Annotated in this window: 28 protein-coding genes; 13 read left to right on the forward strand and 15 right to left on the reverse strand. The window is 66.9% G+C overall.

Going from position 1 to position 24156, the window contains the following annotated elements:
* Nucleotides 1–3: 3 nt before the first annotated feature.
* The 8 genes from ftsZ to QM789_RS14550 all read right to left on the reverse strand — a co-directional run bounded on the left by ftsZ (nucleotide 4) and on the right by QM789_RS14550 (nucleotide 7339).
* Nucleotides 4–1569, reverse strand: coding sequence for a cell division protein FtsZ (gene ftsZ, locus QM789_RS14515; RefSeq protein ID WP_420352576.1), 1566 nt, complete (start codon nucleotides 1567–1569; stop codon nucleotides 4–6).
* Between the two features lie 237 nt (nucleotides 1570–1806).
* Nucleotides 1807–3141 (reverse strand): cell division protein FtsA, encoded by a 1335-nt coding sequence (ftsA, locus tag QM789_RS14520; protein ID WP_420352577.1) that lies wholly within the window; start codon nucleotides 3139–3141, stop codon nucleotides 1807–1809.
* The gene (locus tag QM789_RS14525; RefSeq protein ID WP_420352578.1) at nucleotides 3138–4058 is read right to left on the reverse strand and encodes a cell division protein FtsQ/DivIB; all 921 of its coding nucleotides are present in this window, start codon (nucleotides 4056–4058) and stop codon (nucleotides 3138–3140) included. The genes ftsA and QM789_RS14525 overlap by 4 nt, the downstream gene beginning before the upstream one ends.
* Nucleotides 4046–4972 carry a D-alanine--D-alanine ligase gene (locus QM789_RS14530; RefSeq protein ID WP_420352579.1) on the reverse strand — a complete coding sequence of 309 codons (927 nt, stop codon included), beginning with the start codon at nucleotides 4970–4972 and terminating at the stop codon, nucleotides 4046–4048. Before QM789_RS14530 ends, QM789_RS14525 begins: the two co-directional genes overlap by 13 nt.
* 60 nt (nucleotides 4973–5032) lie before the next feature.
* A complete protein-coding gene (murB, locus tag QM789_RS14535; RefSeq protein ID WP_420352580.1) occupies nucleotides 5033–5950 on the reverse strand; it encodes a UDP-N-acetylmuramate dehydrogenase in 918 nt (305 codons plus the stop codon).
* A 38-nt stretch (nucleotides 5951–5988) separates the two neighbouring features.
* Nucleotides 5989–6231 carry a DUF6455 family protein gene (locus QM789_RS14540; RefSeq protein WP_420353321.1) on the reverse strand — a complete coding sequence of 81 codons (243 nt, stop codon included), beginning with the start codon at nucleotides 6229–6231 and terminating at the stop codon, nucleotides 5989–5991.
* Nucleotides 6231–6518, reverse strand: coding sequence for a DUF6455 family protein (locus QM789_RS14545; protein WP_420352581.1), 288 nt, complete (start codon nucleotides 6516–6518; stop codon nucleotides 6231–6233). Before QM789_RS14545 ends, QM789_RS14540 begins: the two co-directional genes overlap by 1 nt.
* Nucleotides 6519–6607: 89 nt before the next feature.
* Nucleotides 6608–7339 (reverse strand): M48 family metallopeptidase, encoded by a 732-nt coding sequence (locus QM789_RS14550; protein WP_420352582.1) that lies wholly within the window; start codon nucleotides 7337–7339, stop codon nucleotides 6608–6610.
* Nucleotides 7340–7447: 108 nt separating this feature from the next.
* On the opposite strand from QM789_RS14550, the gene QM789_RS14555 reads away from it, so the two are divergent.
* The gene (locus QM789_RS14555; RefSeq protein WP_420352583.1) at nucleotides 7448–7705 is read left to right on the forward strand and encodes a hypothetical protein; all 258 of its coding nucleotides are present in this window, start codon (nucleotides 7448–7450) and stop codon (nucleotides 7703–7705) included.
* 84 nt (nucleotides 7706–7789) lie between these two features.
* On the opposite strand, the gene QM789_RS14560 is transcribed toward QM789_RS14555, so the two are convergent.
* A complete protein-coding gene (locus QM789_RS14560) occupies nucleotides 7790–8038 on the reverse strand; it encodes a DUF167 domain-containing protein (RefSeq protein WP_420352584.1) in 249 nt (82 codons plus the stop codon).
* Nucleotides 8039–8127: 89 nt separating this feature from the next.
* Between QM789_RS14560 and QM789_RS14565 the strand changes: the two genes are divergently transcribed.
* Together QM789_RS14565 and QM789_RS14570 are read left to right on the forward strand one after the other, a co-directional pair.
* Nucleotides 8128–8709 carry a nitroreductase family protein gene (locus QM789_RS14565; protein ID WP_420352585.1) on the forward strand — a complete coding sequence of 194 codons (582 nt, stop codon included), beginning with the start codon at nucleotides 8128–8130 and terminating at the stop codon, nucleotides 8707–8709.
* Nucleotides 8706–9392, forward strand: a complete 687-nt coding sequence (locus QM789_RS14570; protein WP_420352586.1) for an EI24 domain-containing protein — start codon at nucleotides 8706–8708, stop codon at nucleotides 9390–9392. The genes QM789_RS14565 and QM789_RS14570 overlap by 4 nt, the downstream gene beginning before the upstream one ends.
* On the opposite strand, the gene QM789_RS14575 is transcribed toward QM789_RS14570, so the two are convergent.
* Both QM789_RS14575 and mce read right to left on the reverse strand, forming a co-directional pair.
* The gene (locus QM789_RS14575; RefSeq protein ID WP_420352587.1) at nucleotides 9389–9658 is read right to left on the reverse strand and encodes a DUF1467 family protein; all 270 of its coding nucleotides are present in this window, start codon (nucleotides 9656–9658) and stop codon (nucleotides 9389–9391) included. The genes QM789_RS14570 and QM789_RS14575 overlap by 4 nt on opposite strands.
* Entirely contained in the window at nucleotides 9658–10062 is a 405-nt protein-coding gene (gene mce / locus QM789_RS14580; protein ID WP_420352588.1) for a methylmalonyl-CoA epimerase, read from the reverse strand. Before mce ends, QM789_RS14575 begins: the two co-directional genes overlap by 1 nt.
* A gap of 140 nt (nucleotides 10063–10202) precedes the next feature.
* Here mce and QM789_RS14585 point away from each other — a divergent pair, with 140 nt between their 5' ends.
* A complete protein-coding gene (locus QM789_RS14585) occupies nucleotides 10203–10910 on the forward strand; it encodes a response regulator (protein ID WP_420352589.1) in 708 nt (235 codons plus the stop codon).
* Between the two features lie 90 nt (nucleotides 10911–11000).
* On the opposite strand, the gene QM789_RS14590 is transcribed toward QM789_RS14585, so the two are convergent.
* Both QM789_RS14590 and QM789_RS14595 read right to left on the reverse strand, forming a co-directional pair.
* Nucleotides 11001–11831 (reverse strand): transglutaminase-like domain-containing protein, encoded by an 831-nt coding sequence (locus QM789_RS14590; RefSeq protein ID WP_420352590.1) that lies wholly within the window; start codon nucleotides 11829–11831, stop codon nucleotides 11001–11003.
* 153 nt (nucleotides 11832–11984) lie between these two features.
* Entirely contained in the window at nucleotides 11985–12668 is a 684-nt protein-coding gene (locus QM789_RS14595; RefSeq protein ID WP_420352591.1) for a rhomboid family intramembrane serine protease, read from the reverse strand.
* A 96-nt stretch (nucleotides 12669–12764) separates the two neighbouring features.
* Here QM789_RS14595 and trpS point away from each other — a divergent pair, with 96 nt between their 5' ends.
* Nucleotides 12765–13793: a tryptophan--tRNA ligase gene (trpS, locus tag QM789_RS14600; RefSeq protein WP_420352592.1), complete on the forward strand. Its 1029-nt coding sequence runs from the start codon at nucleotides 12765–12767 to the stop codon at nucleotides 13791–13793.
* A 63-nt stretch (nucleotides 13794–13856) separates the two neighbouring features.
* On the opposite strand, the gene QM789_RS14605 is transcribed toward trpS, so the two are convergent.
* The gene (locus QM789_RS14605) at nucleotides 13857–14345 is read right to left on the reverse strand and encodes a PaaI family thioesterase (protein WP_420352593.1); all 489 of its coding nucleotides are present in this window, start codon (nucleotides 14343–14345) and stop codon (nucleotides 13857–13859) included.
* Entirely contained in the window at nucleotides 14342–14791 is a 450-nt protein-coding gene (locus tag QM789_RS14610) for a PaaI family thioesterase (protein ID WP_420352594.1), read from the reverse strand. Before QM789_RS14610 ends, QM789_RS14605 begins: the two co-directional genes overlap by 4 nt.
* Nucleotides 14792–14896: 105 nt before the next feature.
* Between QM789_RS14610 and QM789_RS14615 the strand changes: the two genes are divergently transcribed.
* The 8 genes from QM789_RS14615 (at nucleotide 14897) to QM789_RS14650 (ending at nucleotide 24007) form a co-directional block, all read left to right on the forward strand.
* Entirely contained in the window at nucleotides 14897–15268 is a 372-nt protein-coding gene (locus tag QM789_RS14615; protein WP_420352595.1) for a MerR family transcriptional regulator, read from the forward strand.
* Nucleotides 15269–15443: 175 nt separating this feature from the next.
* Nucleotides 15444–15848, forward strand: coding sequence for a MerR family transcriptional regulator (locus QM789_RS14620; protein ID WP_420352596.1), 405 nt, complete (start codon nucleotides 15444–15446; stop codon nucleotides 15846–15848).
* Between the two features lie 18 nt (nucleotides 15849–15866).
* Complete coding sequence (locus tag QM789_RS14625) at nucleotides 15867–17624, forward strand: acyl-CoA dehydrogenase C-terminal domain-containing protein (protein WP_420352597.1); 1758 nt, start codon at nucleotides 15867–15869, stop codon at nucleotides 17622–17624.
* 52 nt (nucleotides 17625–17676) lie between these two features.
* Nucleotides 17677–18120: a GFA family protein gene (locus tag QM789_RS14630; RefSeq protein ID WP_420352598.1), complete on the forward strand. Its 444-nt coding sequence runs from the start codon at nucleotides 17677–17679 to the stop codon at nucleotides 18118–18120.
* Nucleotides 18121–18193: 73 nt separating this feature from the next.
* The gene (locus QM789_RS14635; RefSeq protein ID WP_420352599.1) at nucleotides 18194–18817 is read left to right on the forward strand and encodes a glutathione S-transferase family protein; all 624 of its coding nucleotides are present in this window, start codon (nucleotides 18194–18196) and stop codon (nucleotides 18815–18817) included.
* 19 nt (nucleotides 18818–18836) lie between these two features.
* Nucleotides 18837–20048 carry an acetyl-CoA C-acetyltransferase gene (locus tag QM789_RS14640; protein ID WP_420352600.1) on the forward strand — a complete coding sequence of 404 codons (1212 nt, stop codon included), beginning with the start codon at nucleotides 18837–18839 and terminating at the stop codon, nucleotides 20046–20048.
* An 11-nt stretch (nucleotides 20049–20059) separates the two neighbouring features.
* Nucleotides 20060–22237 carry a 3-hydroxyacyl-CoA dehydrogenase NAD-binding domain-containing protein gene (locus QM789_RS14645; protein WP_420352601.1) on the forward strand — a complete coding sequence of 726 codons (2178 nt, stop codon included), beginning with the start codon at nucleotides 20060–20062 and terminating at the stop codon, nucleotides 22235–22237.
* Nucleotides 22238–22384: 147 nt separating this feature from the next.
* Nucleotides 22385–24007 (forward strand): AMP-binding protein, encoded by a 1623-nt coding sequence (locus QM789_RS14650; protein ID WP_420352602.1) that lies wholly within the window; start codon nucleotides 22385–22387, stop codon nucleotides 24005–24007.
* The last annotated feature ends 149 nt before the right edge of the window (nucleotides 24008–24156 follow it).

Consider the following 24156-nt stretch of genomic DNA (forward strand, 5'->3'; position numbering starts at 1 on the left):
TGCTCAGTTCGCCTGACGGCGCAGGAAGGCCGGGATTTCGATGCGATCCTGATCCTGTTCCGGTTCGTCGTCATAGGCCTGCTGCACCGGATTCGGCGCATGACGGGCGGGAGCCGCCGCCGGCGCGGCCTGTTCCGGGCCGTGGCCGGTCATCCGGTTGATCAGGGAATTGATTCCGAAGCGCGGCTTTTCGGCGGCGGACTGCGGCGCCGGGCGCTGCGGCATCTGCGTCGCAGCGGGGCGGTGATACCCGGCGGCGGGCTTGTTCACCGCCGCTTGCAGACGCGCCATCGCCTCGGGCGAGGGCGTGCCGGGCTGACGCGGGCGCGGCGCCACGAATTCCGAAACGTCTTCCTCGACATGAAGCTCGCGGGCAACGGCCGGGCGCGGCTGATAGGCCGGGGGCGGCAGTTCGTCGCTGACCTCCGGGGCCGCCGGACGTTGGGGGGCCGGGGCGGGCGTGTCGAACAGGGTCCGGTCATGCTGCGCGACGGCCGGTTGCGGCGCAGGCGCGGGTTCCGCCGGAGCGGCTGCCTTCGGCGCCTCGGCCTTCAGCGGTTCCGCCATCGAGCGGCGCGGCGCCGGAACGTCCGCCGTCGAAACCACGGCGTCGATGCCGGTCGCCACGACCGAAACACGCATCCGGCCTTCCATTTCGGGGTCGAGGGTCGAGCCGACGATGATATTCGCCTCCGGGTCCACTTCCTCGCGGATCCGGTTCGCGGCTTCGTCCAGCTCGAACAGGGTCAGGTCGTAGCCGCCGGTGATGTTGATCAGGACGCCCTTCGCGCCGCGCAGGCTGATTTCGTCCAGGAGCGGGTTGGCGATCGCCTTCTCCGCGGCTTGAACGGCGCGGTCGTCGCCATCGGCCTCGCCGGTGCCCATCATCGCCTTGCCCATCTCGTCCATCACCGACCGGACGTCGGCGAAGTCGAGGTTGATCAGGCCCGGGCGCACCATCAGGTCGGAAATGCCCTTCACGCCCTGATACAGCACGTTGTCGGCCATTGCGAAGGCTTCGGTGAAGGTGGTGCGTTCGTTCGCCAGCCGGAACAGGTTCTGGTTCGGGATGATGATCAGCGTGTCGACGACCTTTTGCAGCGACTCGATGCCCTGCTCGGCCTGACGCATCCGCTTCGTGCCCTCGAACTGGAACGGCTTGGTGACCACGCCCACCGTCAGCACGCCCAGTTCCCGCGCCGCCTGCGCGATGATCGGCGCGGCGCCGGTGCCGGTGCCACCGCCCATGCCGGCGGTGATGAAACACATATGCGCGCCAGCCAGATGATCGACGATCTCCTCGATCGTTTCCTCGGCCGCGGCGGCGCCAACGGAGGGACGAGCCCCGGCGCCAAGACCTTCGGTCACCTTCAGGCCCATCTGGATCCGGGCGGCGGCGCGCGATTGTTGCAGCGCCTGCGCATCTGTGTTCGCGACGACGAATTCGACACCTTCGAGCTGCTGCTCGATCATGTTGTTGACCGCGTTGCCACCCGCGCCACCCACACCGAAAACGGTGATCCGCGGCTTGAGCTCTTCGTGTTCCGTCGCCGAGAAGGTCAAGGTCATAGGTTTCCGCCTGTCTTGTTCTGCACGGCCCGGTTCGGCCGAATGTCCCCGAAGTTTAAGGGGACTTTAACGGCGAATCCGCAAAACGTCACCCAAAAAACACAGTTAAAACACAAAATCTGGAAGCCCACGGAATGGTTTCAGCGGTATTTCGCGCATTATCCACAATCTGGTATCCACCCGCCAAGGCACCCCCGACCCTAGCGGGCGGGGAAGCAAGGCAGGTCTGCGCGCCGGCTACCAGTTCTCGCGGAACCAGCGCAGCGCGCGGCGGAAGGGGCGGCCGTTCAGCCGCTCGGCGGGGATCTCGAAATCCCACATTTCATCTTGCGGACTGGCCGCGAACAGCGCGAGCCCGACGACCGAGGAGAACCCCGAACCCGTCGCCGCCTGCGGCAGGCCCTGCACCCGCAGGGGCCGCCCAAGCCGCACGTTCTGCCCCAGGATCCGCGCCGCGAGGCCATCGAGCCCCGGGATCTGGCTCGCGCCCCCGGTCAGCACGATCTGCTGGCTCGGCAGGTGGTCGAACCCGGCGGCATCCAGAATGGCACGGACCTCTTCGAGGATTTCCTCCACCCGGGGCCGCATGATGCCGATCAGTTCGGCCCGGCTGACCCGGCGGCGGTCCTTTTCCCAGTCGCCGGAATTGCCGCTGAGTTCGATCATCTCGCGGTCGTCCATCCCCGTCGCGACCACGCCGCCGTGGAAGGTCTTGATCCGCTCGGCCATGGTCACCGGGATCTGCAACCCGACGGCGATGTCATGGGTGACGTTCTCGCCCCCCATCCGCACCGCATCGGCGAAGATCATGTGCTTTTTCATGAAAATCGAAACGCCGGTCGCGCCGCCGCCCATGTCGATGCAGGCGGAGCCGAGTTCCTGCTCATCCTCGACCAGCGACGACAGCCCCGACACATAGGCCGAGGACGCGATCCCCGCGAGATCCAGATCACACCGCTTGATGCAATAGATCAGGTTCTGGATCGCCGCCGCATCCACCGTCAGCAGGTGCATGTCCACCGCCAGCTGGTTGCCGACATGGCCGCGCGGATCCGACAGACCCGAGCGGTTGTCCAGCGCGAAGTTGACCGGATGGGCATGCAGCACCTCGCGCCCCTGCCCGATGTCGGGCATGTCGCAGGACGCCAGCACCCGCGCCACATCCTGTTCGCCGACCTGCGCATCCATCACATCGACCTGCCCCGCCAGCCCATAGCTGCGCGGCCCCGCCCCGGCGATACAGGCGATGATATGGTCAACCCGGGTGTTCGCCATCTTCTGCGCCGCCTGCACCACGGTGCGGATCGCGCGTTCGGTCTGCGGCATCGAGTCGATTTCCCCGAAGCGCACCCCGCGCGATTGCGTGGTGGCCGCGCCGATCACGCGGAAGGTCGATTGCCCGGCCAGCGGGCCGACGCCTTCGTGTTCGCGCGACGGGTCCACCCCGTCGAAGCGCAGCACCAGGCAGGCGATCTTCGAGGTGCCGATGTCGAGAAGGGCGACGACGCCGCGCTGCATCGCGGCCTTGCGCATCGCGCGCATCGCCCGCTGGGTCTGGTAAAGATCGGTCATGGGGAGGCCTTCGCGTTGGTCTTCCGGGGCGCCGGGATCTGGCCCGTAATCACCTGAAACTGTTCAAGCGCATAGCTGCTGAGCCGCACCGTCGGGCGGTCCGGATTGCGCAGGTCGACGCGGCTGAAATCGCGGCTGAGCAGATCGTCCGACCCATCCAGCGCCAGCACCTTCTCGACCGCGCGGGCCGGGTTCTTTTCGGGCAGCATGATCGCCCGTTCGCCGTCCAGCGCGATGTCCCAGCGGCGTTCCCCCACCCGGATCAGGCCGCGCATCTTCGGCAGCAGCGGGCGGGCGGCGGCCAGCACTTCCAGCGCCTCGGGAACGGCCTTGTCCGCGCCCTCCCCCGCGATCAGCGGCAGGTCCGGGCGCGCATCGCGGCGCACCAGCGAGGCGGTACGATGCCCGGTTTCGTCCAGCATCTCGACGGTGCTCTGCGTGCGCCACAGGATCACCGGCTCGCGCTCGGTCACCTTGATGTCCAGCGCATCGTTGCGCACGATCAGCGCGACATCCTTCACCGCGTCCAGCCGCTTGATCGCGTCGTGATAGGCGGTCAGGTCGATCGCGAAGCGCGACGCCGGAAGCTCGACCGGCAGCATCGCGCGGACGGCATCCTCGACCTCGGGGCTCGCGCCTTCGATCTTCAGGTCGGCAACGCGGAATTCGGGGCGGTTCTGGATCTGCAACTTCAGATCGTCATACCATTGCACCAGATCGGCCCGCCGCCCGGCATCGCCCAGCCACAGCCCAAGCCCCAGCACGACGACGAAGATCGGCGCGCCGATCCGGGTCAGCGCCCGCACCGTCGGCGTCAGCCACAGCCGTTGCAGCCGGAACGCCAGCCGCGACGGCGCCGGATCCCGCTTCGGCCCGCGCGGCTTCAGATACCGGGGTTGCGCGCTCAGCGGTCGCATGAGGCATCCTCCAGGATCCGGCGGCAAAGCTCGGGGAAGGCGATCCCCTCCGCCGCCGCCTGCTCCGGGGCAAGCGAGGTCGGCGTCATGCCCGGCTGGGTGTTCACCTCCAGCAGCACGATCCCATCCAGCCCGCGGGTATCGTCCCAACGGAAATCGGCCCGGCTCAGCCCGCGGCAGCCAAGCGCCCGGTGTGCGCGCAGGGCATAATCCCGCATCGCCTCCGCAATCTCCGCCGGGATCCGCGCCGGGCACTCGTGCCGCGCCCCGCCGGTGGCCGAATATTTCGCGGCATAGTCATACCAGCCATCGGTGAGCAGTTCGGTCACGCAAAAGGCATGGTCATCGAGCACCGCGCAGGTCAGTTCGCGGCCCGGGACATAGGTTTCGACCATCACCACCTGCGGCATCTTCTCGGGCAGCGCGGGCGGGCCGTTGGCCCCCTCTGTCACGATGAAAACGTTGACCGAGGAGCCTTCGTTGTTCGATTTCACCACATAGGGCACGGGCAGGACATGGCGCGCCATGACCTCGGCCTTGTCGGCCAGCAGGCTTTCGACCACCGGCAGGCCCGCAGCGCGGAACGCCTCCTTGGCCCGGGTCTTGTCCATCGCCAGCGCCGAGGCCAAAATTCCGGAATGGGTGTAGGGAATCCTTAACCACTCCAGCATACCTTGCACGCAGCCGTCCTCGCCCCAACGGCCATGAAGCGCGTTGAACACCCGCGCAGGCCGGATTTCGGCAAGCCGCTCCGCCAGGTCGGGGCCGGCATCGACCTCGACAACCTCAAATCCCGCCACCCGCAGCGCCTGGGCACATTCATGCCCCGAAGACAACGACACTTCCCGTTCCGAGGAAGCGCCGCCCATCAATACCGCTACAAGGTGGGATGCCCTGCTCGACATTCCCGCCACGTCCGCCTCTACCCGGGGTTTTCCCCGTGGAAATTGTTCATTCTTGCCGCGTCGCGGGGATCAGTATTCACCCACGCGCATTATCTCCCATTGTAACGAAATTCCTTGCGTCTGCAAAACCTTTTTACGGACTTCTTCACCCAGATCCTCCAGATCGCGCGCCGTCGCGCCCCCGGCGTTGATCATGAAATTGGAATGCATTTCGCTCATCTGGGCGCCGCCACGGCGGGCGCCGCGCATGCCCGCAACGTCGATCACCTTCCACGCCTTCAGGTCATGCACGTCATCCGCCCGCCCGGTCGAGGAAAACCCCGCCGGATTACGGAAGGTGGACCCGGCGGAGCGGTCCTTCGTCGGCTGCGAGGCATCGCGTTTCGCGATCTGTTCCGCCATCCGCGCGGCCAGCGCCGCCGGATCGCCCGGCTCCGCCCGGAACCGCGCCGAGACGATCACCGCGCCTTCGGGCAGCACGCTCGACCGATAGGCCAGATGCAGATCCTCGGGCGTCATCTCCGCCACCTCGCCCGAGCGCAGCACCACCCGCGCGGCGATCAGGTGATCCGCGACATAGCTGCCGTAGCAGCCCGCGTTCATCCGCACCGCACCGCCGACGGAACCCGGAATGGTGCGCAGGAAGGTCAGGTCGCGCCCCGCCTCCGCCGCCTTGCGCGCAACGATCGAATCCAGAACCGCCGCCCCGGCGGTGACCGTCTCGCCGATCTCGACACCGTTGAACCCGCGCCCGAGCCGGATCACCACCGCCCGGATCCCGCCATCGCGCACGATCAGGTTTGAGCCCACACCCATCGGGAAAACCGCCACCTCCGGGGGCAGCGCGCGCAGGAAATCGCGCAGATCCGCCTCATCCGCAGGTTGGAAAAACCAATCCGCCGGGCCGCCGACCCGCAGCCAGGTCAGATCCGCCAGAATCCGGTTCGGCACCAGCGTGCCACGGGGGGTATAGCTCAGATGTTCCATCCTCCCGCCTTAGCCGCCCGCCCCGTGCCGGACAAGGCTCAGCAGTGCAGCCGCGCCAGTTCCCGCGCATTCGCGCAATCCGGCACCGTCCCCACCGGCTGCGCCATGGCCGCAAGGCAGGCTTCCCCCCGCTGGCAGGACCGGCAGCGCTCCACCATCTGGAAAAACGCCGCCCGGCTGAGCCGCCCGTCGAACATCGCATCGCTGACACTGATGCCCATGCGCCGCGCGAGGCCCCGCACGATCCAGAAGTTCAGGTCGGAATCCCCCGCCATTCCCATCACGCGCCCTCCTCGCCACTGGCCTGAAGATGCACAAGCAACTCCCGGTTCACGCAGAAGGCCGGAGGCACCTGCGCCGCCGCACCATTTTCGGGCGGCTGGTGCACGCCCAGCCACGCCAGGCATTCCTCCGCATCGCCGCAGCCGGTGCAGCGCACCACCGCCGCGCGCCAATCCTCGCCCGAAAGGGCTCCGGCCGCCATCTCGGCCATCAGGTCGAGACCCTGAACCTCGGCCATTCGGTTCATCATCGCGGCGTGGCGGTGGAGCGTCCTGTGTCCGAGCATCGGCATTCCCTCTCTGCGAATGTGGGAATGCTGCGCCGCGACAGGCCGCGACACCATGATTCAAATCAACCCGCATTGGGTTTTCCGGCTCAGATCGCGCCGGATCGCAGCTGTTCGACGGTGCGGCGCACGACCTCCAGCCGCTCGCCATTCGCCGGATGCGAGCCGAGGAACGTATCCCCCGGATCCGCCAGCCGGGTGAAGAACTGCGCCCCCCTCATCGGATCATAGCCCGCGTTCCAGGTAATCACCGCGCCCAGCCGATCCGCCGCCAGTTCGTAGTTCTTGGAATAGGCCCGGCTGCCGACATTGGCGCCCATGTTCTGCGCCTGGCTGATCATGTCCGGATCGGCGCCCGAGGCCGCGGCCAGAACCCCCATGATCAGCGCCCCCGCCGACGCATCGCGCGATTTCGACGACAGGTGCCCAAGGATATGGTGCGCCGCCTCATGCCCCATGACGAATGCCAGCTCATCGGGATTGCGCGCCTCCGCGATCAGCGCGAGGTTGAAGGCAATCACCGGATTGCCCGCCTTGTCCACCGTCTGGAACGCATTGGGCGACCGGGTTGGCCGATCGTCGATCATGATCCGGTAATCGCAGCTTCGCTGCCCACGGGTGCGCGCCCTGCATTCCTGCTCGATCTTCGGCTCCATCGCACCGGCGACGGCCACGAAATTCGCCGCCGCCTGACGCGGCGGCAGCCGCCCGGTGTCGGGCTGCACCGAAACCGGCGCCGACACGGGCGCGCGCTGCATGCGCGGCGCCTCACAGCCCGCCAGCGCCACGGCGACCAACACCCCCAGGCAGAAACGGATCATCGGAACACACCCTCTCACCACGACACGCGCCAAATCTACAACGCGCCCCGCGCAACGCAATCACAGTTTCCGCTTCCCCATTCCGCCATCCCGGGCTAGCATCCGGACATGTTCACCATCGAGCACGAATTCGACGCCACCGTGATCACCCTCGTCGACGAAGGGGACGATCCGCGCGACTATCTTCAGGAAGACATCACGATCCAGTCCTTCGACGATTGCGTCGTGGTCGAGCAGGTCGATGATCAGACCGATGCCGTCAACCGCGTGGTGTTCTCGCATGCCCAGCTGCGCGAACTCGCCGCCGCGCTGAACCTGCCCGAAGGGGTCTACCGCCTGCACCCAACCACCCCGGCCGCAAAGTAACCCCTGCCCCCACGGCTCCGGCCCGGCCCCCGCCACGCGGGGCCAACCGTGGACCGGGGCACCCGCTCGCCGCGCGTTGGCCCCTCACTCCAGCCGGAACACCTTGTCGCGCGAGGTCTGCCCCCGCACCAGCACCAGCCGCGATTTCGCCACCCCGAGCGCCTTCGCCAGCAGCTTCACCACCGCCGCATTGGCCTTGCCATCCTCGGGCACGACGGTGACATAGGCCCGCACCCCCTCCTCGGCCAGAACCAGCGCATTGCGCGAGGCCTTCGGCGTCACCCGCACCGCGATTTCCGCCCCCGGGACGGCCAGATGTGTCAGATCGGTCATCCGCCCATCTAATCCATCGCCGCAGACCGTTGCAATCGCCCCGCCCCGCGCCGATATGAAGGCCACCCATCGACACGACGGAGACATCCGTGGACCATATCCGCAATGACAGCGCCCTGACCTTCCTGCTGACCCGCCGCTCCCATCCACCGAAAACCCTCACCACCCCCGCCCCGGGGCGCGACGAACTGCGCGAACTGCTCACCGCCGCCACCCGTGTGCCGGATCATGGCAAGCTCGAACCCTGGCGGCTGGTGGTGCTCGAACGCGGTGCGCTCGACCGGTTGGCGGGCGAAGCGCAGGCCTATGCCCGGGCGCAGGCCCTGCCCGAGGACGTCGCGCGCAAGGGCATCGGTCAGTTCGCGCAAAGCCCGCTCTGCGTCGCCGTGATCGCCGTTCCCCGCTCCACGGAAAAGGTGCCCCTCGTCGAACAGGAACTCTCCGCCGGCGCCGTCTGCCTCAGCCTCGTCAATGCCGCGCTGGCGGCCGGATGGGGCACGGGCTGGCTCAGCGGCTGGGTCGCGCATGACCGCGCCTTCGCCGCCCCGGCCTTCGGCCTGGCCCCCGGTGAATGGGTCGCGGGCCTCGTCCATATCGGCACGAAGACCCTCACCCCGCCGGATCGCCCCCGCCCGGACATCGACACCATCACCACTTGGCTCGACCGATGATCTTCACCGCCCTTGCCCGTGGCTGGCAGGATCTGATGCGCCCCGCCGCGCTGAAGATCCTGCTCAAGGGAATTGCCCTCGCCCTCGGCCTGCTCATCGCCGCCGCCGTCGGCCTCGGCTGGCTCGTCGGCCTCGTCACGCCCGACTCGATCAGCCTGCCCTGGATCGGCCCGGTTTCGTGGATCCACACCGCGGCGGGCTGGACGGCGATCGGCCTCTTTCTTTTCGCCTCGATCTTCCTGATGGTGCCGGTGGCCTCGATCTTCACCGGCTTCTTCCTCGAAGACGTCGCCGAATTCGTCGAGAAGACCCACTACCCCACCCTGCCCGAAGTCCGCCCGCTCGGCTTCCTCGAAAGCCTGGGCGAAACGCTGCGCTTCTTCGGGGTGGTCGTGGCGGCGAATATCGTCGCGCTGATGATCTATCCCTTCGTCATTCCCTTCGCGCCGATGCTGTTCCTGGCCCTGAACGGCTACCTTCTGGGGCGGGAATATTTCCAGATGGCGGCACAGCGCCGCATGGGCCGCGAAGCCGCCCGCGCGCTGTATCAGCGCAACGCCCCGACGGTCTGGATGACGGGCGTGCTCATGGCGCTGCCGCTCGCGGTGCCGGTGCTGAACCTCGTCGTGCCGGTGGTGGGGGCCGCGGCCTTCACCCACCTGTTCCACCGCCTCGCGCGTTAGTCGCGGATCCGCCCGAACCAGTCCAGATCGCGGATGGTGATCACCCCCGACAGGATCACCGCCGCGATCACCGCCCAAAGCGGCACCGCGATCAGCGTGGTGATCCACGCCTTGCGCCCGATCCGCGCATCGGCCGGGGCCGAGGGCGGCGTGCCGGGAACCACCTCCCCGGCCTCTTCCTGGCTTTGGAACCGGATGGGCAGCACGACGAAGAACACCATGAACCAGATCACGGCGAACAGCACGATGCCGCCCGTCAGGTTCATCAGATCTGTTCCAACTCGATCAGGCAGCCGTTGAAGTCCTTCGGATGCAGGAACAGCACCGGCTTGCCATGCGCGCCGATCTTCGGCTCGCCGCTGCCCAGCACCCGCGCCCCCTCGGCCTTCAGCTTGTCGCGCGCGGCGAGGATGTCCTCCACCTCGAAGCACATGTGATGGATGCCGCCCGAGGGGTTCTTTTCCAGAAACCCGTTGATCGGGCTGTCCGCGCCCAGCGGATACAGCAGTTCGATCTTGGTGTTCGGCAGTTCGATGAACACCACCGTGACGCCATGATCCGGCTCGTCCTGCGGCGGGTTCACCTTCGCGCCCAGCGTATCGCGGTATTTCGCCGATGCCGCCTCAAGGTCGGGCACGGCGATGGCGACATGGTTCAGACGTCCGATCATGGCAGCTCTCCCAATCATTCAGCTTACGGAATAGGCGCCGCGGCACAATGATGCAAGCGCGGCGGGGCGGCTTAACCCACCGTTATCCAAATTCGCGCCTAATCGACTCAAATGCGATTCCTCTGCCAAGGATTATTCCAATGACCGAAGATCTCACCCGCTATCTCATTTCCCGCCCCGTACCGTCCGATCGTCCGCTGCTCGGCCTGACCGTTCTCGTGGTCGAGGACAGCCGCTTCGCCTCCGAGGCGCTGCGCCTGATGGCGCTGCGCTCGGGCGCGCGGTTGCGCCGGGCCGATTGCCTGCGCGCCGCCTACCGGCACCTGCAAACCTACTGCCCCGGCGTGGTGGTGGTGGACATGGGGCTGCCGGACGGGTCGGGCGCGGATCTGATCCGTCACATCCGGAATACCTTGCGCAGCGCGCCGGCGATCATCGGCCTGTCGGGCGATCCCGCGCTGCGCGAAACCGCACTGGAGGCCGGGGCCGACGGGTTTCTGGCGAAGCCGCTGGAAAGCCTTGTGCTGTTCCAGCAGGCGATCCTGATGGCCCTGCCTTCCGAGGCCCGGCCAAAGGTGCCGCGCACCCTCCCGGATGAGGTGATCTCGCCCGATCCGCTCGCGCTGCGCGACGATCTGAGCGAGGTCGTGCGCATGCTGGCCGAGCGACCGGACCCAGAGGCGGTGGGCTATGTCGGACAGTTCCTGTCCGGGCTGGCGCGGTCGACCCGTGATGCCGCGCTGGAAGATGTGGCCAGCGAATTGCGCAACGCCCTGCCTGGCGCGGCAGCCATTTCCCGCGCGGCCGGGCTGGTGCAGGCCCGTCTTGCGGCAGGGAAATCCTTCTGAACCGAAGGGAACTCCCGCAGGGTGTCGGCACCCTGCCGCAGCCCATGCCCTGCCTCGCGCGACACCACATCAGCGCCGCCGCGAAGCACCCTACGGCAGGGCCGTCAGATGCGGCATGTCCTGCTCGAAGGTCCAGACCTTGAAGGATTTCAGCCGATGTGGGCCAAAGCTGTGCAGCAAGGGGACATCCGCCGCATCCCGCCCCCGCGCCACGACCACCCGGCCGATACGCGGATGGTTGTGCCGCGCGTCCAGCGTGAACCAGCGGTCCTCCAGATAGACCTCGCACCAGGCATTGAAATCCATCGGCGCCGGATCGGCGGGCACGCCGATATCGCCCATATAGCCATTCGCATAACGCGCCGGAATGTTCATGCAGCGGCACAGGGTCACAGCCAGATGGGCGAAATCGCGGCATACGCCCACGCGCTCCTCATGCGCCTGCGCGGCGGTGCGGGTCGCGCGGGCAAAGGCATAGCCGAAGGTCAGCCGCCGGTGCGCATAGCCGAAGATCGCCTGCACCCTGTCCCAGCCGGGCGCCAGCGCGCCGAACTCCCGCCAGGCGAGATCCATCATCAGGTCGGTCTCGCAATAGCGGCTGGGCAGCAGGAATTCGAGGATCTCGCCCGGCAGATCGTGGACAGGAACCTCCCGCGCCCCGGGATCGACGGGATCCGGGGCGCCGCTATGCTCGACCACCACGTCACGCGACAGGCGCAATTCCCCGGCGGGCACGCTCAGGCGGCGGCAGGCATTGCCATAACTGTCGAGATAGACCGTGGTTTCGACGGCCGGCGCGGTGTGCAGATCGCTCTGCGCCCGGACCTGCTCGGCGCAGTCCGGGTGCACGTCGAGCAACGAGACGAATTCGGTGGGCTGCGCACAGGACAGGGCGACATCATATCCCAGCCGAATGAACATGCCGCCAACCCTCCCCCGGAACTCCTTGCCCGGTCGTAACGCATCAGGGGGCCATTGGGTCCGTCATGCGCCCGCATGTCCAGCGCATTCCCCGTCCGGGGCGCGCCCGGGACCATGCCCCGGGCCATCCGCCCGTTTTTTCGGCGCCGGACGTCAGCGGCGCCGCAGCATCGCCAGCACATTCCGCCAGCCGCCCGGCGCGACGAAGAAGCTCAGCAGAAAGCCCGCGCCGAAGCCGGTGAAATCGGCGATCCAGTCGGGCGTGACGCCGAACAGCAGGCCGAAGACCAGCCGCACCGCCATCAGCAGGCCGATGAACATGAAGGCCCGCCCCCGGTTGGCATTGGCCATGCCGAGCTTCATCCACAACAGCCAGGTGAAGGCCCCGATCAGCCCATAGGCCGCCGGATAGCCGCCATAGAGCGCGCCGCGCGTGAAGGGCAGTGCGGCATAGACCAGCGCCCCCGCGATCGTGGCGCCGAAGAACACCGCCGCCACCGCCCAGCCGCGGAACACCTCGCCCACCATCTTGCCGAGCGCGAGCAGGAAGACCAGCACCATCACCGCGTGCATCATCGAGCCATGCACGAAGGGATAGGTGACGATCCGCGCCACCTGCTTCCACGGCCAGGTGTTCTGGATCACCATCTGGCGCAGGATCTCCGGATCGAAGGCGAAGCGCTGCAACGCATCCAGCCGCCAGCCGAGCGCCAGATCCCCGACCAGCCCCGTCTGCCCGAGGCCAAACAGGATCTCCCCCGCGATGATCGGGCCCGCCAGCAGCCAGACCACCGGCGGCAAGGGGTTGATGACTTGATGGTGTTGCCCCGGCTGCATGCGGCCTCCCTTACGGGCGGGGTCCGGTTGACGCCCCGCGCGCTTTAGCGATAAGCCCTCCCACAGCCGATTTCCAGCCCGGCTGAGGAGCATGTCATGACCGATCAAGCCAACGCCAAGTTCACGCCGCGCGTATTCTCGGGGATCCAGCCCTCGGGGAACCTGACGCTCGGGAACTATCTGGGCGCGTTGAAGCGTTTCGCGCAGAAGCAGGACGAAGGCGTCGAGACGATCTATTGCCTCGTCGATCTGCATGCGATCACGGTCTGGCAGGATCCCGCCGCACTGAAACGCCAGACGCGGGAGGCGGCGGCGGCCTTCATCGCCTCGGGCGTGGATCCGGCGAAGTCGATCCTGTTCAACCAGAGCCAGGTCTCCGCCCATGCGGAAATGGCCTGGCTGCTCAACTGCGTCGCCCGGATCGGCTGGATGTATCGGATGACGCAGTTCAAGGACAAGACGCAGGGCAAGAATGCCGAGAATTCCTCGCTCGGGCTGCTCGCCTATCCCTCGCTGATGGCCGCCGACATCCTGACCTATCACGCGACGATGGTGCCGGTGGGCGAGGATCAGAAGCAGCACCTCGAACTCACCCGCGACATCGCGGCAAAGTTCAACCACGATTACGGCACCGATTTCTTCCCGATGCCGGAACCCCTGATCGAAGGCGCCGCGACCCGGGTGATGAGCCTGAAGGACGGCACGAAGAAGATGTCGAAATCGGATCCCGCCGAGGCCAGCCGGATCAACCTGACCGACGACGCCGATACGATCGCGAAGAAATTCCGCAAGGCCGTGACCGATCCCGAACCGCTGCCCGAAACGATCGAAGGGCTCGCCCCCCGGGCCGAGGCGCGCAACCTCGTCAACATCTACGCGGCGCTCGCCGACAGCACGCCCGAAGCGGTGATCGCGGAATTCGGCGGCAAGGGCTGGGGCGTGTTCAAACCCGCGCTGGCCGATCTGGCTGTGGCGAAGCTCGCCCCGATCTCAGCCGAAATGGCACGCCTCGGCAACGATCCGGCGGAAATCGACCGCATCCTGCGCGAAGGCTCGGCCCGCGCGCGAGGCATCGCCCAGCCGATCCTCGAACGGGCTCTCGACATCATGGGGATGGTGCGCTGAGGCAGGCTCCGCCTGCCGACGCCGGGGCGGGGGCTCGATGCCCCCGCCCCGGCGCCCCCCGGCCTAGCGCTCCGGCATCAGGAAATGCCCGGTCGCCTGCACGAACAACCGGCTGCGGTTGTCCTGCCAGCCCTCGACATGCACCGAAGCATAGCGCCGCCCGGACCGGTTCACCCGCGCCCGCGCATAGGCGTCGCGCGGCAGGCCCGAGCGCAGGTAGTCCACGGTGAAATCAATCGTCTTCGGCAGGCGCAGCGGCCCCGAAGGATCCACCGCACCGGATTCGACCCCCTCCCACAGCATCGACCACGACAACTCGACGATCGCCGCCACCTCCAGAAAGGCCGCCGTCGCGCCGCCATGCAGCGCCGGCAGGAACGGGTTGCCGATCAGCTTTTCGTCATAGGGCAGGATCGCGGTCAGCTCGTCGCCGCGCCGGTCGAACCGGATCCCCAGAAACCCGATATAGGGCACCCCCGCCACCAGCGCATTCAGCGCGGCATCACGGCGCTGCTTCACCACCTGGACGGGTTCGGGCTTCGGGCGGGTCATGGCGCGGGCTCCCTGCGTTCGACGGTAAAGGCCCCCGTGGCGGTCGCCACCGGCAGGCCGTCTTCCTCGTCATGGGCGCTGGCACGCAGAAAGGCCACCGTCCGCGTGACGTGATAGACCATGGCCCGCGCGGTGATCCGCTGCCGTGGCGTCGCCGCGCGCATGTAGTCGATCCGCAGGTCGATCGTCGCCGTCACCGGCCCCGCCTCCGGATGGCTCATCACCGCCGCCCCGCAGCAGGTATCCATCAGCGCCGAGACCGCCCCGCCATGGATCACCCCGGTGCGCGGATCACCCACCAGCTTCTCGTCCCAGGGCATCGAAATCACCGCCCTCCCCGCGCCGATCTCCTCAAGCTGCATGTTCAGCGCCCGGCTGTGCGGGATCCGTTCGATGAACTGCCGCGCCTGTGCAAGCAGCCCGTCCTTGTCCTCGGGTTGGGTCATGCGCCTTCCTTTGTCCGACGCGCCACTATCCCCCCGCGCCGGGCGCCATGCAAGCGGTTGAAGCCGCCGGGATCGCACGCTAGCCTGCCCCCGAGGGAGACCGGAATGACCGATTTGCTGAGCTTCAAGGAAATGTGCGCGCGTTTCGACGTGACCCCGCGCACCCTGCGCTACTACGAATATATCGAACTGCTCTCGCCGCAGAAACAGGGGCGTTCCCGTCTTTATGGCCCGCGCGAGGTGGCGCGGATGACGCTGATCCTGCGCGGGCGGCGGTTCGGCTTTTCGCTCGAAGAACTGCGCCAGTGGCTCGAAATCTATGATCAGAAGGGCACGCGCGAGCAGTATCGCGTCTGGGTGGATCTGGCCGACCGGCAACTGGTCACGCTGCGCAGGCAGCAGGAGGATCTGGCCACGACGATCGCCGACCTGAAGCAGCTGCGCGACGAGGTTGCCGGGCTGATCGGCCAGGACTGACCCCTCCGCCCCCACGGATTTCGCTTTACGCAAGCGCCCGTTTTTCTGACACTACGTCACGGGGAGAGATGACGCGACGTCATGATGACGTGCGCGTCAACTATGCTGCTATGCTGTCCGGGAGGAGGCGATCCACCCGCTCGGCACGGACGAGGGAGGACAAGGGAGGATGTCCATGAGCGAAGAGGTGATGACGATCCGGGAGATGTGTGACGCCTTCGGCGTGACGCCGCGCACCCTGCGCTTCTACGAAGCGAAGGAGTTGCTGTTCCCGATCCGCGAGGGGCAGAAACGCCTGTTCACCCGGCGCGACCGGGCGCGGTTGAAGCTGATCCTGCGCGGCAAGCGCTTCGGCTTCAGCCTGGAGGATATCCGGCAGTTGCTGGGCCTCTATGACATGGGGGACCAGCAGCGCACGCAACTGGCCGAAACGCTCAGGGTGGCCAAGCATCGGCTGAAGGAGATGACCCAGCAACGTGACGAACTGTCTCAGGCGATCACCGAGCTGAGCGAACAGATAGACTGGGGCGAGCGACAGCTTACCGGCGAAAAACCGGAGGGCCGCGCCGCCGCGATATAGGCATATCGGGAGGAGACGATGCCGAACTACACCGCCAATACGCGTGACATGCAATTCGTGCTGCACGAGGTTCTGCGGGCCTCGGAGGCGAACGAAGAGATGGACCGTGAGTTCACCGGGGCCGTTCTGGAGGCGGCGACCAAGGTGGCGTCCGAGGTTCTCGCACCGCTCAACGCGGTCGGGGATACCGAGGGTTGCGTGCTCGAAAACGGCATCGTCCGCACCCCGGACGGTTTCAAACCCGCCTTCGCCGCGATGAAGGAGGGCGGCTGGACCGCGCTCGACTGTGATCCGGCCTATGGCGGACAGGGCATGCCCTATCTGCTGAACTGCGCGGTGGGCGAGATGTTCGTTTCGGCGAACATGGCGTTCAACATGTATCAGGGGCTGACGCATGGCGCGGTCTCGGCGATCCATACCCATGGCAGCGACGCGCAAAAGGCGCTGTATCTGCCGAAGATGATCGCCTGCGACTGGACCGGGACGATGAACCTGACCGAACCGCATTGCGGCACGGACCTCGGCCTTCTGCGCACGAAGGCCGAGCCGCAGGCGGATGGCAGCTTCCGCATCACCGGGCAGAAGATCTTCATTTCGGCGGGCGATCACGATCTGGCCGAAAACATCATCCATCTGGTGCTGGCCAAGGCGCCGGGCGGCGGCGAAGGGACGAAGGGGATTTCGCTCTTCATCGTGCCGAAGGTGCTGGTGAACGAAGACGGCACATTGGGCGCGCGCAACGCGGTCTCGGTCGGCAAGATCGAGGAGAAGATGGGCATCCACGGCAATGCCACCTGCGTGATGAATTACGACGGTGCGACCGGCTACCTGCTGGGCGATCTGCACAAGGGCATGCGGGCGATGTTCACGATGATGAACGAGGCCCGCCTGGGCGTCGGCCTGCAAGGCTATGCCGTGGCCGAGGCCGCCTATCAGGCCGCCGTGGCCTATGCCCGCGACCGGCTACAGGGCCGCGCGGTGACGGGGGCGGAAAACCCGCAGGGCCCGGCCGATCCGCTGATCGTGCACCCGGACATCCGCCGCATGCTGATGGACCAGAAATCGTTCCTGGAAGGCGCGCGGGCCTTCACCTTCTGGGGCGCGCAACTGATCGACCGGGCGCATGCGGGCGATGCGGCGGCGGAGGGGCTGATCTCGCTGCTCACCCCGGTCATCAAGGGCTTCCTGACCGACAAGGGGTTCGAGGGCACCGTTCTGGCGCAGCAGGTCTTCGGCGGACATGGCTACATCGAGGAACAGGGCATGTCGCAATTCGCCCGCGATGCCCGGATCGCGATGATCTACGAAGGCGCGAACGGGGTGCAGGCGCTGGACCTGGTGGGCCGCAAGCTCGCGCAGGACGGCGGCAAACATGTCATGGCCTTCTTCGAGATGGTCAAGGCCGAATGCAAGGCGCATGACGACCCACGCATGGCGCCCTTCACCGAGGCGCTGAAGGCCGCGTCGAAGCAGCTTCAGGCGGCGGGAATGTTCTTCATGCAGAACGGGATGAAGACCCCCAATGCCGCGCTGGCCGGGTCGCATGACTTCCTGCATATGATGGGGCATGTCTGCCTTGGCCTGATGTGGGTGCGGATGGCGGCGGCGGCCCATGCGGCGCTGGATGCGGGCGCGGGGGACCGTGACTTCTACGAGACCAAGATCGCCACCGGGCGCTATTACATGGCGCGGCAACTGCCCGCCTGCGCGGCGCATCTGGCGCGGATCGAAAGCGGCGCCGATCCGGTGATGGCGCTGGCGGCGGAGCGGTTCTGACATGGCAATATCCCGGGACTGGCCCTAGGCTGGTCCCGGAACGGAGGATGCCATGACCGACCCTATGAAAGAAGCCTGGCGCGACCTGCCCGCCTTCACCGGCGGATGCCAATGCGGCGCGACGCGCTATCACGTCGCGGCTGGGCGGGCCTACGCCTCGATCTGCCATTGCCGGATGTGTCAGCGCGCGACGGGCGGCGCCTTCGCCGCGCTGCTGGTGCTGGACGAAGCGCGGGTGACGTGGGAGGGCACGCCGGGCGTGTTCGCCTCATCGAATATCGCCGAACGCGGCTTCTGCCCGGCCTGCGGCACGCCGCTGTTCTACCGGGCGTCGGGCTTGATCGAGGTCACGGCGGGATCGCTGCCGCCCGCGATCCCGTTCGAGCCGGTGGTGCAATTCGGTATCGAAAGCCGGATGCACTGGCTCGACACCCTGGCCCTGCCGGGGGTGGAAACCACGGAATGCGATGTCATCAGCCATCAGGCACCGGAATGACGTTGCGCCACATGGCACTGAGACACCTTACGCGCACGTCAATCTGCGCTAGTCTGGATGCAGGGAGAAGATCATGACGGCACAACTCTACTGCTTCGGCGAATCCGGCAATGCCTACAAGGCGGCGCTGACCATGGCGCTGACGGGCTATGACTGGGCGCCGGTCTTCGTCGATTACTTCAACGGCGAGACCCGCACCCCGGCCTTCCGCGCGATCAACGAGATGGGCGAGGCGCCGGTGTTCGTCGAGGACGGGCTGACGCTGACGCAATCCGGGGTGATTCAGCTGCATGTGGCCGACCGCACCGGGCGGCTGATATCCGACCGGAATGAAGTCCTGCGCTGGCTGTTCTGGGACAACCACAAGGGCTCGTCGCAGTTCGGCACGCTGCGGTTTCTGATGAACTTCGTGCCGGAGGAGAAGCGCCCGCAGGACGCCATCCGCTGGCTTTCGGGCCGGGTGCGGACGGCGCTTGCCACGCTGGAGGGGCATCTCGCCACGCGCGACTGGATGGTGGGCGATGGCCCGACCCTCGCCGATACCGCCTGCTGCGGTTACCTTTATTACCCCGAGCCCTTCGGTTTCGCGCGCGCGGATTTCCCCGCGATCGGCCGCTGGCTCGACCGGATCGCGGCGCTTCCCGGCTGGAAGCACCCCTACGACATGATGCCCGGCAACCCTTCGGACCGGGCCTGACAGGAATTTGGGAGGAGACATGTCAGAAGCCTTTATCTACGACGCCTGCCGTACGCCCCGGGGCAAGGGCCGGGCGGATGGCGCGCTGCACGAGGTCACATCGGTCGCGCTGTCGGCGCGGCTGCTGAACGCGGTGCGGGAACGCAACGGCCTTGAGGGGCACGCGGTCGAGGATGTGATCTGGGGCAATGTCACGCAGGTCGGCGAACAGGGCGGCTGCCTTGCGCGCTCTGCCGTGCTGCTGTCCGATCTGGACGAATCCATCCCCGGCCTGTCGATCAACCGCTTCTGCGCGAGCGGGATGGAGGCGGTGAACCTCGCCGCCAATCAGGTGAAGGCGGGCGCCGGGCATGGCTATATCGCCGGCGGGGTGGAGATGATGAGCCGCGTCGCCATGGGCTCGGACGGGGCGGCGATCGCGGTGGATCCGTCGCTCACCATGAAGACCGGCTTCGTGCCGCAAGGGATTTCGGCCGACATCATCGCCACCGAATACGGCTTTACCCGCAGCGAGGCCGATGCGCTCGCCGCCGAAAGCCAGCGCCGCGCGGCACTGGCCTGGGCCGAGGGGCGGTTCGCCAAATCCATCGTGCCGGTGCGCGATCAGAACGGGCTGACGATCCTTGAGCACGACGAATACATGCGGCCCGAAACCACGCTGGAAACGCTCGCCGCGCTGAAACCCGCGTTCAAGGACATGGGCGAGGTGATGCCGGGCTTCGACAAGGTGGCCATGCTGAAATATCCGCATCTGGCGCATGTCAACCATATCCACCACGCGGGGAATTCCTCGGGCATCGTCGATGGCGCCGCGGCGGTGCTGATCGGGGACGCGGAATTCGGCCGCGCGCATGGGCTGCGCCCGCGCGCGCGGATCCGCGCCACGGCGAAGATCGGCACCGATCCGACGATCATGCTCACCGGCCCGGTGCCGGTGACGGAAAAGATCCTGCGCGACAGCGGCATGACCATCGGCGACATCGACCTGTTCGAGGTGAACGAAGCCTTCGCCGCCGTGGTGCTGCGCTTCATGCAGGCCTTCGGGGTGTCGCCCGATGTGGTCAATGTCAACGGCGGCGCGATCGCGATGGGGCATCCGCTCGGCGCCTCCGGGGCGATCATCATCGGCACGCTGCTGGACGAGATGGAACGGCGCGATCTGACGACCGGCCTTGCCACGCTGTGCATCGCGTCCGGCATGGGCGCGGCGACGATCATCGAGCGCGTGTGAGGGAGGGGACAATGGCTGATTTCACCTATGAACTCGGCGCCGATGGCGTTGCGCTGATCACCTGGGACGTGCCCGGGAAATCCATGAACGTGATGAGCCTGGAGGGCTTTGCCACGCTCGACGGCTTCATCGACAAGGCGCTGGCGGATCCGGCGGTGAAGGGGGTGGTGATTACCTCCGGCAAGAAGGATTTCGCGGGGGGGATGGACCTCAACGTCATCGCGAAGATGCGCGAGGGCGGCGCGCAGGCGGTCTACGAGGGCGTGATGAACATGCACCGCGTCCTGCGCAAGATCGAGCGCGCCGGGATGGACCCGAAAACGCTCAAGGGGGCCAAGCCGATCGCCTCCGTCCTGCCGGGCACCGCGCTTGGCATCGGGCTGGAACTGCCGCTGGCCACGCACCGGATTTTTGCCGCGGCGAATGACAGGGCGAAGATCGGCCTGCCGGAAATCATGGTCGGCATCTTCCCGGGCGGCGGCGGCACCACACGGCTGGTGCGCAAGCTGGGCGCGATGATGGCGGCGCCGTTCCTGCTCGAAGGCAAGCTGAGCAACCCGAAGGCCGCGAAGGCGGCGGGGCTGATCGACGAGGTGGCCGAAGACCCGCTCGCGGCGGCGCGGGCCTGGGTTCTGGCGGCGAGCGATGCCGATCTGGTCAAGCCCTGGGACGCGAAGGGCTATAAAATGCCCGGCGGCGCGCCCTACAGCCCACAGGGGTTCATGACCTATGTCGGCGCCTCGGCGATGGTGTCGGGCAAGACGATGGGGGTCTATCCGGCGGCGAAGGCGCTGCTCTCGGCGGTTTACGAAGGCGCGCTGGTGCCCTTCGACCGGGCGTTGCAGATCGAGGCACGGTGGTTCACCCATCTGCTGATGAACCCGTCCTCGACCGCGATGATCCGGTCGCTGTTCATCAACAAGGAGGCGTTGGAGAAAGGCGCGAACCGGCCGAAGGTGCCCGACCAGAGCGTGAAGAAGGTCGGCATCCTTGGCGCCGGGATGATGGGCGCGGGGATCGCCTATGTCGCGGCGAATGCGGGGATCGAGGTCGTGCTGATCGACGCGACGCAGGCTTCCGCCGACCGCGGCCGCGCGTATTCCGAGGGCCTGCTCGACAAGGGCATCCAGCGCCGCAAGGTGACCGAGGCGAAGAAGGCCGAGGTGCTGGCCCGGATCACCGCCACCACGGAGTATGACGCGCTGAAGGACTGCGACCTGATCGTGGAGGCGGTATTCGAGGATCCGAAGGTCAAGGCCGAGGTCACGCAGCGCGCCGAAGCGGTGATGCCGGTGGATGCGGTCTTTGCCACCAACACCTCGACCCTGCCGATCACGATGCTGGCCCGCGCCTCCGCCCGGCCCGCGCAGTTCATCGGCATCCATTTCTTCTCCCCCGTGGACAAGATGGCCCTGGTCGAGATCATCAAGGGCAAGGAGACCGGACCCGTCGCCGTGGCCAAGGCGCTCGACTTCGTGCGGCAGATCCGCAAGACGCCGATCGTGGTCAACGACGCGCGGTTCTTCTACGCCAACCGCTGCATCATCCCCTACATCAACGAAGGCATCCGGATGGTGGCCGAAGGCGTCAACCCGGTGCTGATCGAGAATGCCGCGAAGCTGGTGGGGATGCCGCTCGGGCCGCTGCAACTGGTCGATGAGACGTCGATCGACCTCGGGGTGAAGATCGCGAAGGCGACGAAGGCCGCGATGGGCGACGCCTATCCGGACGATGCGGTGGATGCGGTGCTGTTCTGGCTGGCGGATCAGGGGCGGCTGGGGCGCAAGGCCGGGGCGGGGTTCTATGACTACGCCGAAGGCAAGCGCGGCGAGATCTGGCCGGGGCTGGCGGCGCGCTATCCGCGCGGACAACAGCCCGAACTGCACGAAATCCAGCATCGGCTGCTGATGGCGCAGGTGCTGGAGGCGGTGCGGGCCTTTGAACAGGGCGTGCTGACCGATATTCGCGAAGGCGACGTGGGGGCGATCCTCGGCTGGGGCTTTGCACCGTGGTCGGGCGGGCCGTTCGGCTGGCTCGACATCCTCGGTGCGGCGCGGGCGGTGGAGATCTGCGAGGGGCTGACCGCCCGTCACGGCGCGCGGTTCGCGCCGCCCACGCTGCTGTGCGACATCGCGGCGAAGGGCGACGGGTTCTATGCCCGGTTCGGCGCGGGACAGGCCGCCGCCTGACCTGCCGGGGCGCGCCTGCGCAGCGCGCCCCGATCAACGCGAAATCCGCAGGTCGTGACGTAACGTAACACTCCCCTGCGCCCCTTCCCTTTCAGGGTCCGGCTGCCGATTATCCCGCCGGAGCAGGGAGCCAGAGGGGGGCGCGACATGGGTTGGTTGGCGGATGAAACGGGGCTGGAGAAATGCGCGGCGAATTTCGTGCCACTGACGCCGCTGTCGCATCTCAACCGCGCGCTGGAGGTGTTTCCGGAGCGGGTGGCGCTGGTGGATGGCAAGATCCGGCGCAATTATGTCGAATTCCACGCGCGGGTGAGCCAGCTTGCCTCGGCGCTGAGGGCGCGCGGGATTGCGCCCGGCGATGTGGTGGCGGCGATCCTGCCCAACACCGCGCCGCAGGTCGAGGCGCATTTCGGTGTGCCCGCCGCAGCGGCGATCCTGAACGCGATCAACACCCGGCTGGATGTCGATACCGTCGCCTATATCTTTGAACATTCCGGCGCGAAGATGGTGCTGGCCGATACGCAGTTCCTGAAGCTCGCCGAAGATGCGATCAAGAAGATGCACGGCCCCGCGCCGCAGATCATCGAGGTCGCCGATCCGGATCGCGGTTGGCCCTCGGGCGGGCATTATCTGGAATACGAGGAACTGCTGGCCGAGGGCGATCCGATGTTCGACTGGATCATGCCCGAGGACGAATGGGAGAGCATCGCGCTCAACTATACCTCCGGCACCACGGGCAAGCCGAAGGGCGTGGTCTATCATCACCGCGGCGCCTATCTGGCAACGATGGGGAATGCGATTTCGTGGCAGATGCAGCAATATCCCGTGCTGCTGACCATCGTGCCGCTGTTCCACTGCAACAGCTGGACGCATCCCTGGATGATCCCGATGCTGGGCGGCACGACCGTGTGCTGCCGCGATGTGACGGCGAAAGCGATTTATGATGCCATTGCCGACGAGGGGGTGACCCATTTCGCCGGCGCGCCGATCGTTCTGAACACCATCATCAATGCGAAGGAGACGGACCGGCGGCCGTTCGGCCATGTGGTCGAGGTCTTTACCGCCGGGGCGCCACCGCCCGCCGCGACGCTGGCCGCGATCGAGCCGCTTGGCTTCAACGTGACGCAGGTCTATGGCCTGACCGAGGTTTACGGCCCCGCGACCGTCTGCACCTGGAAGCCGGAATGGGAGGGCATCACGGGCGACGCGCGCGCCGCGATCAAGGCGCGGACCGGGATCCTGATGCCGATGCTGGAAACCGTTTCGGTGCATGACCACGGCCATGAGGTCGCGCGTGATGCCGAGCATCTGGGCGAGATCGCGATCCGGGGCAATTCGGTGATGAAGGGCTATTTCCGCAATCCGGAGGCGACGCGGGAGGCCTTCGAGGGTGGGCATTTCCGCTCCGGCGACATCGCCTTCATTCATCCCGACGGGTATATCAAGATCACCGACCGGGCGAAGGACATCATCATTTCGGGCGGGGAGAACGTGTCTTCGGTCGAGGTCGAGGGGGTGATCGCGGCACATCCGGCGGTGTCGCTCTGTTCCGTGGTGGCGAAGCCCGATGAGAAATGGGGCGAGGTGCCCTGTGCCTTTGTCGAGGTGAAGGAGGGGGCCGAGGTATCCGAGGAGGAGATCATCCGGTTCTGCCGCGAAAGGCTCGCCGGGTTCAAGACGCCGAAGCGGGTGGTGTTCGCGGATCTGCCGAAGACCTCGACCGGGAAGATCCAGAAGTTCGAGTTGCGCGCGGTGGCCCGGCTGTTGTGAGAAACGGGCGCGGAGCCGGGCATCGAGCCCGGCCCCGCGCCGCGGGGGCACGCGCCCCCGCACCCCGCGCGCGAGGGGCTGCCGCCCCCCGCATCCCCCCGACGTTGCACGATTGACCCTGCACCCGGTTCGGTTATCCTGCGCAGCAG

The organism is Paenirhodobacter sp. (assembly GCF_047600745.1).
Lineage (GTDB): Bacteria > Pseudomonadota > Alphaproteobacteria > Rhodobacterales > Rhodobacteraceae > Rhodobacter.

Excerpts from the sequence above, each read along its gene's own strand:
- QM789_RS14560 (WP_420352584.1), bottom strand. The coding sequence starts at position 8,038 with ATGACCGATCTGACACATCTGGCCGTCCCGGGGGCGGAAATCGCGGTG.
- QM789_RS14635 (WP_420352599.1), top strand. The coding sequence starts at position 18,194 with ATGACGGCACAACTCTACTGCTTCGGCGAATCCGGCAATGCCTACAAG.
- QM789_RS14630 (WP_420352598.1), top strand. The coding sequence starts at position 17,677 with ATGACCGACCCTATGAAAGAAGCCTGGCGCGACCTGCCCGCCTTCACC.
- QM789_RS14625 (WP_420352597.1), top strand. The coding sequence starts at position 15,867 with ATGCCGAACTACACCGCCAATACGCGTGACATGCAATTCGTGCTGCAC.
- ftsA (WP_420352577.1), bottom strand. The coding sequence starts at position 3,141 with ATGACCGATCTTTACCAGACCCAGCGGGCGATGCGCGCGATGCGCAAG.
- QM789_RS14555 (WP_420352583.1), top strand. The coding sequence starts at position 7,448 with ATGTTCACCATCGAGCACGAATTCGACGCCACCGTGATCACCCTCGTC.
- QM789_RS14525 (WP_420352578.1), bottom strand. The coding sequence starts at position 4,058 with ATGCGACCGCTGAGCGCGCAACCCCGGTATCTGAAGCCGCGCGGGCCG.
- QM789_RS14575 (WP_420352587.1), bottom strand. The coding sequence starts at position 9,658 with ATGAACCTGACGGGCGGCATCGTGCTGTTCGCCGTGATCTGGTTCATG.
- trpS (WP_420352592.1), top strand. The coding sequence starts at position 12,765 with ATGACCGATCAAGCCAACGCCAAGTTCACGCCGCGCGTATTCTCGGGG.
- QM789_RS14645 (WP_420352601.1), top strand. The coding sequence starts at position 20,060 with ATGGCTGATTTCACCTATGAACTCGGCGCCGATGGCGTTGCGCTGATC.
- murB (WP_420352580.1), bottom strand. The coding sequence starts at position 5,950 with ATGGAACATCTGAGCTATACCCCCCGTGGCACGCTGGTGCCGAACCGG.
- QM789_RS14620 (WP_420352596.1), top strand. The coding sequence starts at position 15,444 with ATGAGCGAAGAGGTGATGACGATCCGGGAGATGTGTGACGCCTTCGGC.
- QM789_RS14540 (WP_420353321.1), bottom strand. The coding sequence starts at position 6,231 with ATGGGAATGGCGGGGGATTCCGACCTGAACTTCTGGATCGTGCGGGGC.
- QM789_RS14605 (WP_420352593.1), bottom strand. The coding sequence starts at position 14,345 with ATGACCCGCCCGAAGCCCGAACCCGTCCAGGTGGTGAAGCAGCGCCGT.
- QM789_RS14650 (WP_420352602.1), top strand. The coding sequence starts at position 22,385 with ATGGGTTGGTTGGCGGATGAAACGGGGCTGGAGAAATGCGCGGCGAAT.
- QM789_RS14640 (WP_420352600.1), top strand. The coding sequence starts at position 18,837 with ATGTCAGAAGCCTTTATCTACGACGCCTGCCGTACGCCCCGGGGCAAG.
- QM789_RS14550 (WP_420352582.1), bottom strand. The coding sequence starts at position 7,339 with ATGATCCGTTTCTGCCTGGGGGTGTTGGTCGCCGTGGCGCTGGCGGGC.
- QM789_RS14610 (WP_420352594.1), bottom strand. The coding sequence starts at position 14,791 with ATGACCCAACCCGAGGACAAGGACGGGCTGCTTGCACAGGCGCGGCAG.
- QM789_RS14585 (WP_420352589.1), top strand. The coding sequence starts at position 10,203 with ATGACCGAAGATCTCACCCGCTATCTCATTTCCCGCCCCGTACCGTCC.
- QM789_RS14615 (WP_420352595.1), top strand. The coding sequence starts at position 14,897 with ATGACCGATTTGCTGAGCTTCAAGGAAATGTGCGCGCGTTTCGACGTG.
- mce (WP_420352588.1), bottom strand. The coding sequence starts at position 10,062 with ATGATCGGACGTCTGAACCATGTCGCCATCGCCGTGCCCGACCTTGAG.
- QM789_RS14545 (WP_420352581.1), bottom strand. The coding sequence starts at position 6,518 with ATGCTCGGACACAGGACGCTCCACCGCCACGCCGCGATGATGAACCGA.
- QM789_RS14595 (WP_420352591.1), bottom strand. The coding sequence starts at position 12,668 with ATGCAGCCGGGGCAACACCATCAAGTCATCAACCCCTTGCCGCCGGTG.
- QM789_RS14570 (WP_420352586.1), top strand. The coding sequence starts at position 8,706 with ATGATCTTCACCGCCCTTGCCCGTGGCTGGCAGGATCTGATGCGCCCC.
- QM789_RS14590 (WP_420352590.1), bottom strand. The coding sequence starts at position 11,831 with ATGTTCATTCGGCTGGGATATGATGTCGCCCTGTCCTGTGCGCAGCCC.
- ftsZ (WP_420352576.1), bottom strand. The coding sequence starts at position 1,569 with ATGACCTTGACCTTCTCGGCGACGGAACACGAAGAGCTCAAGCCGCGG.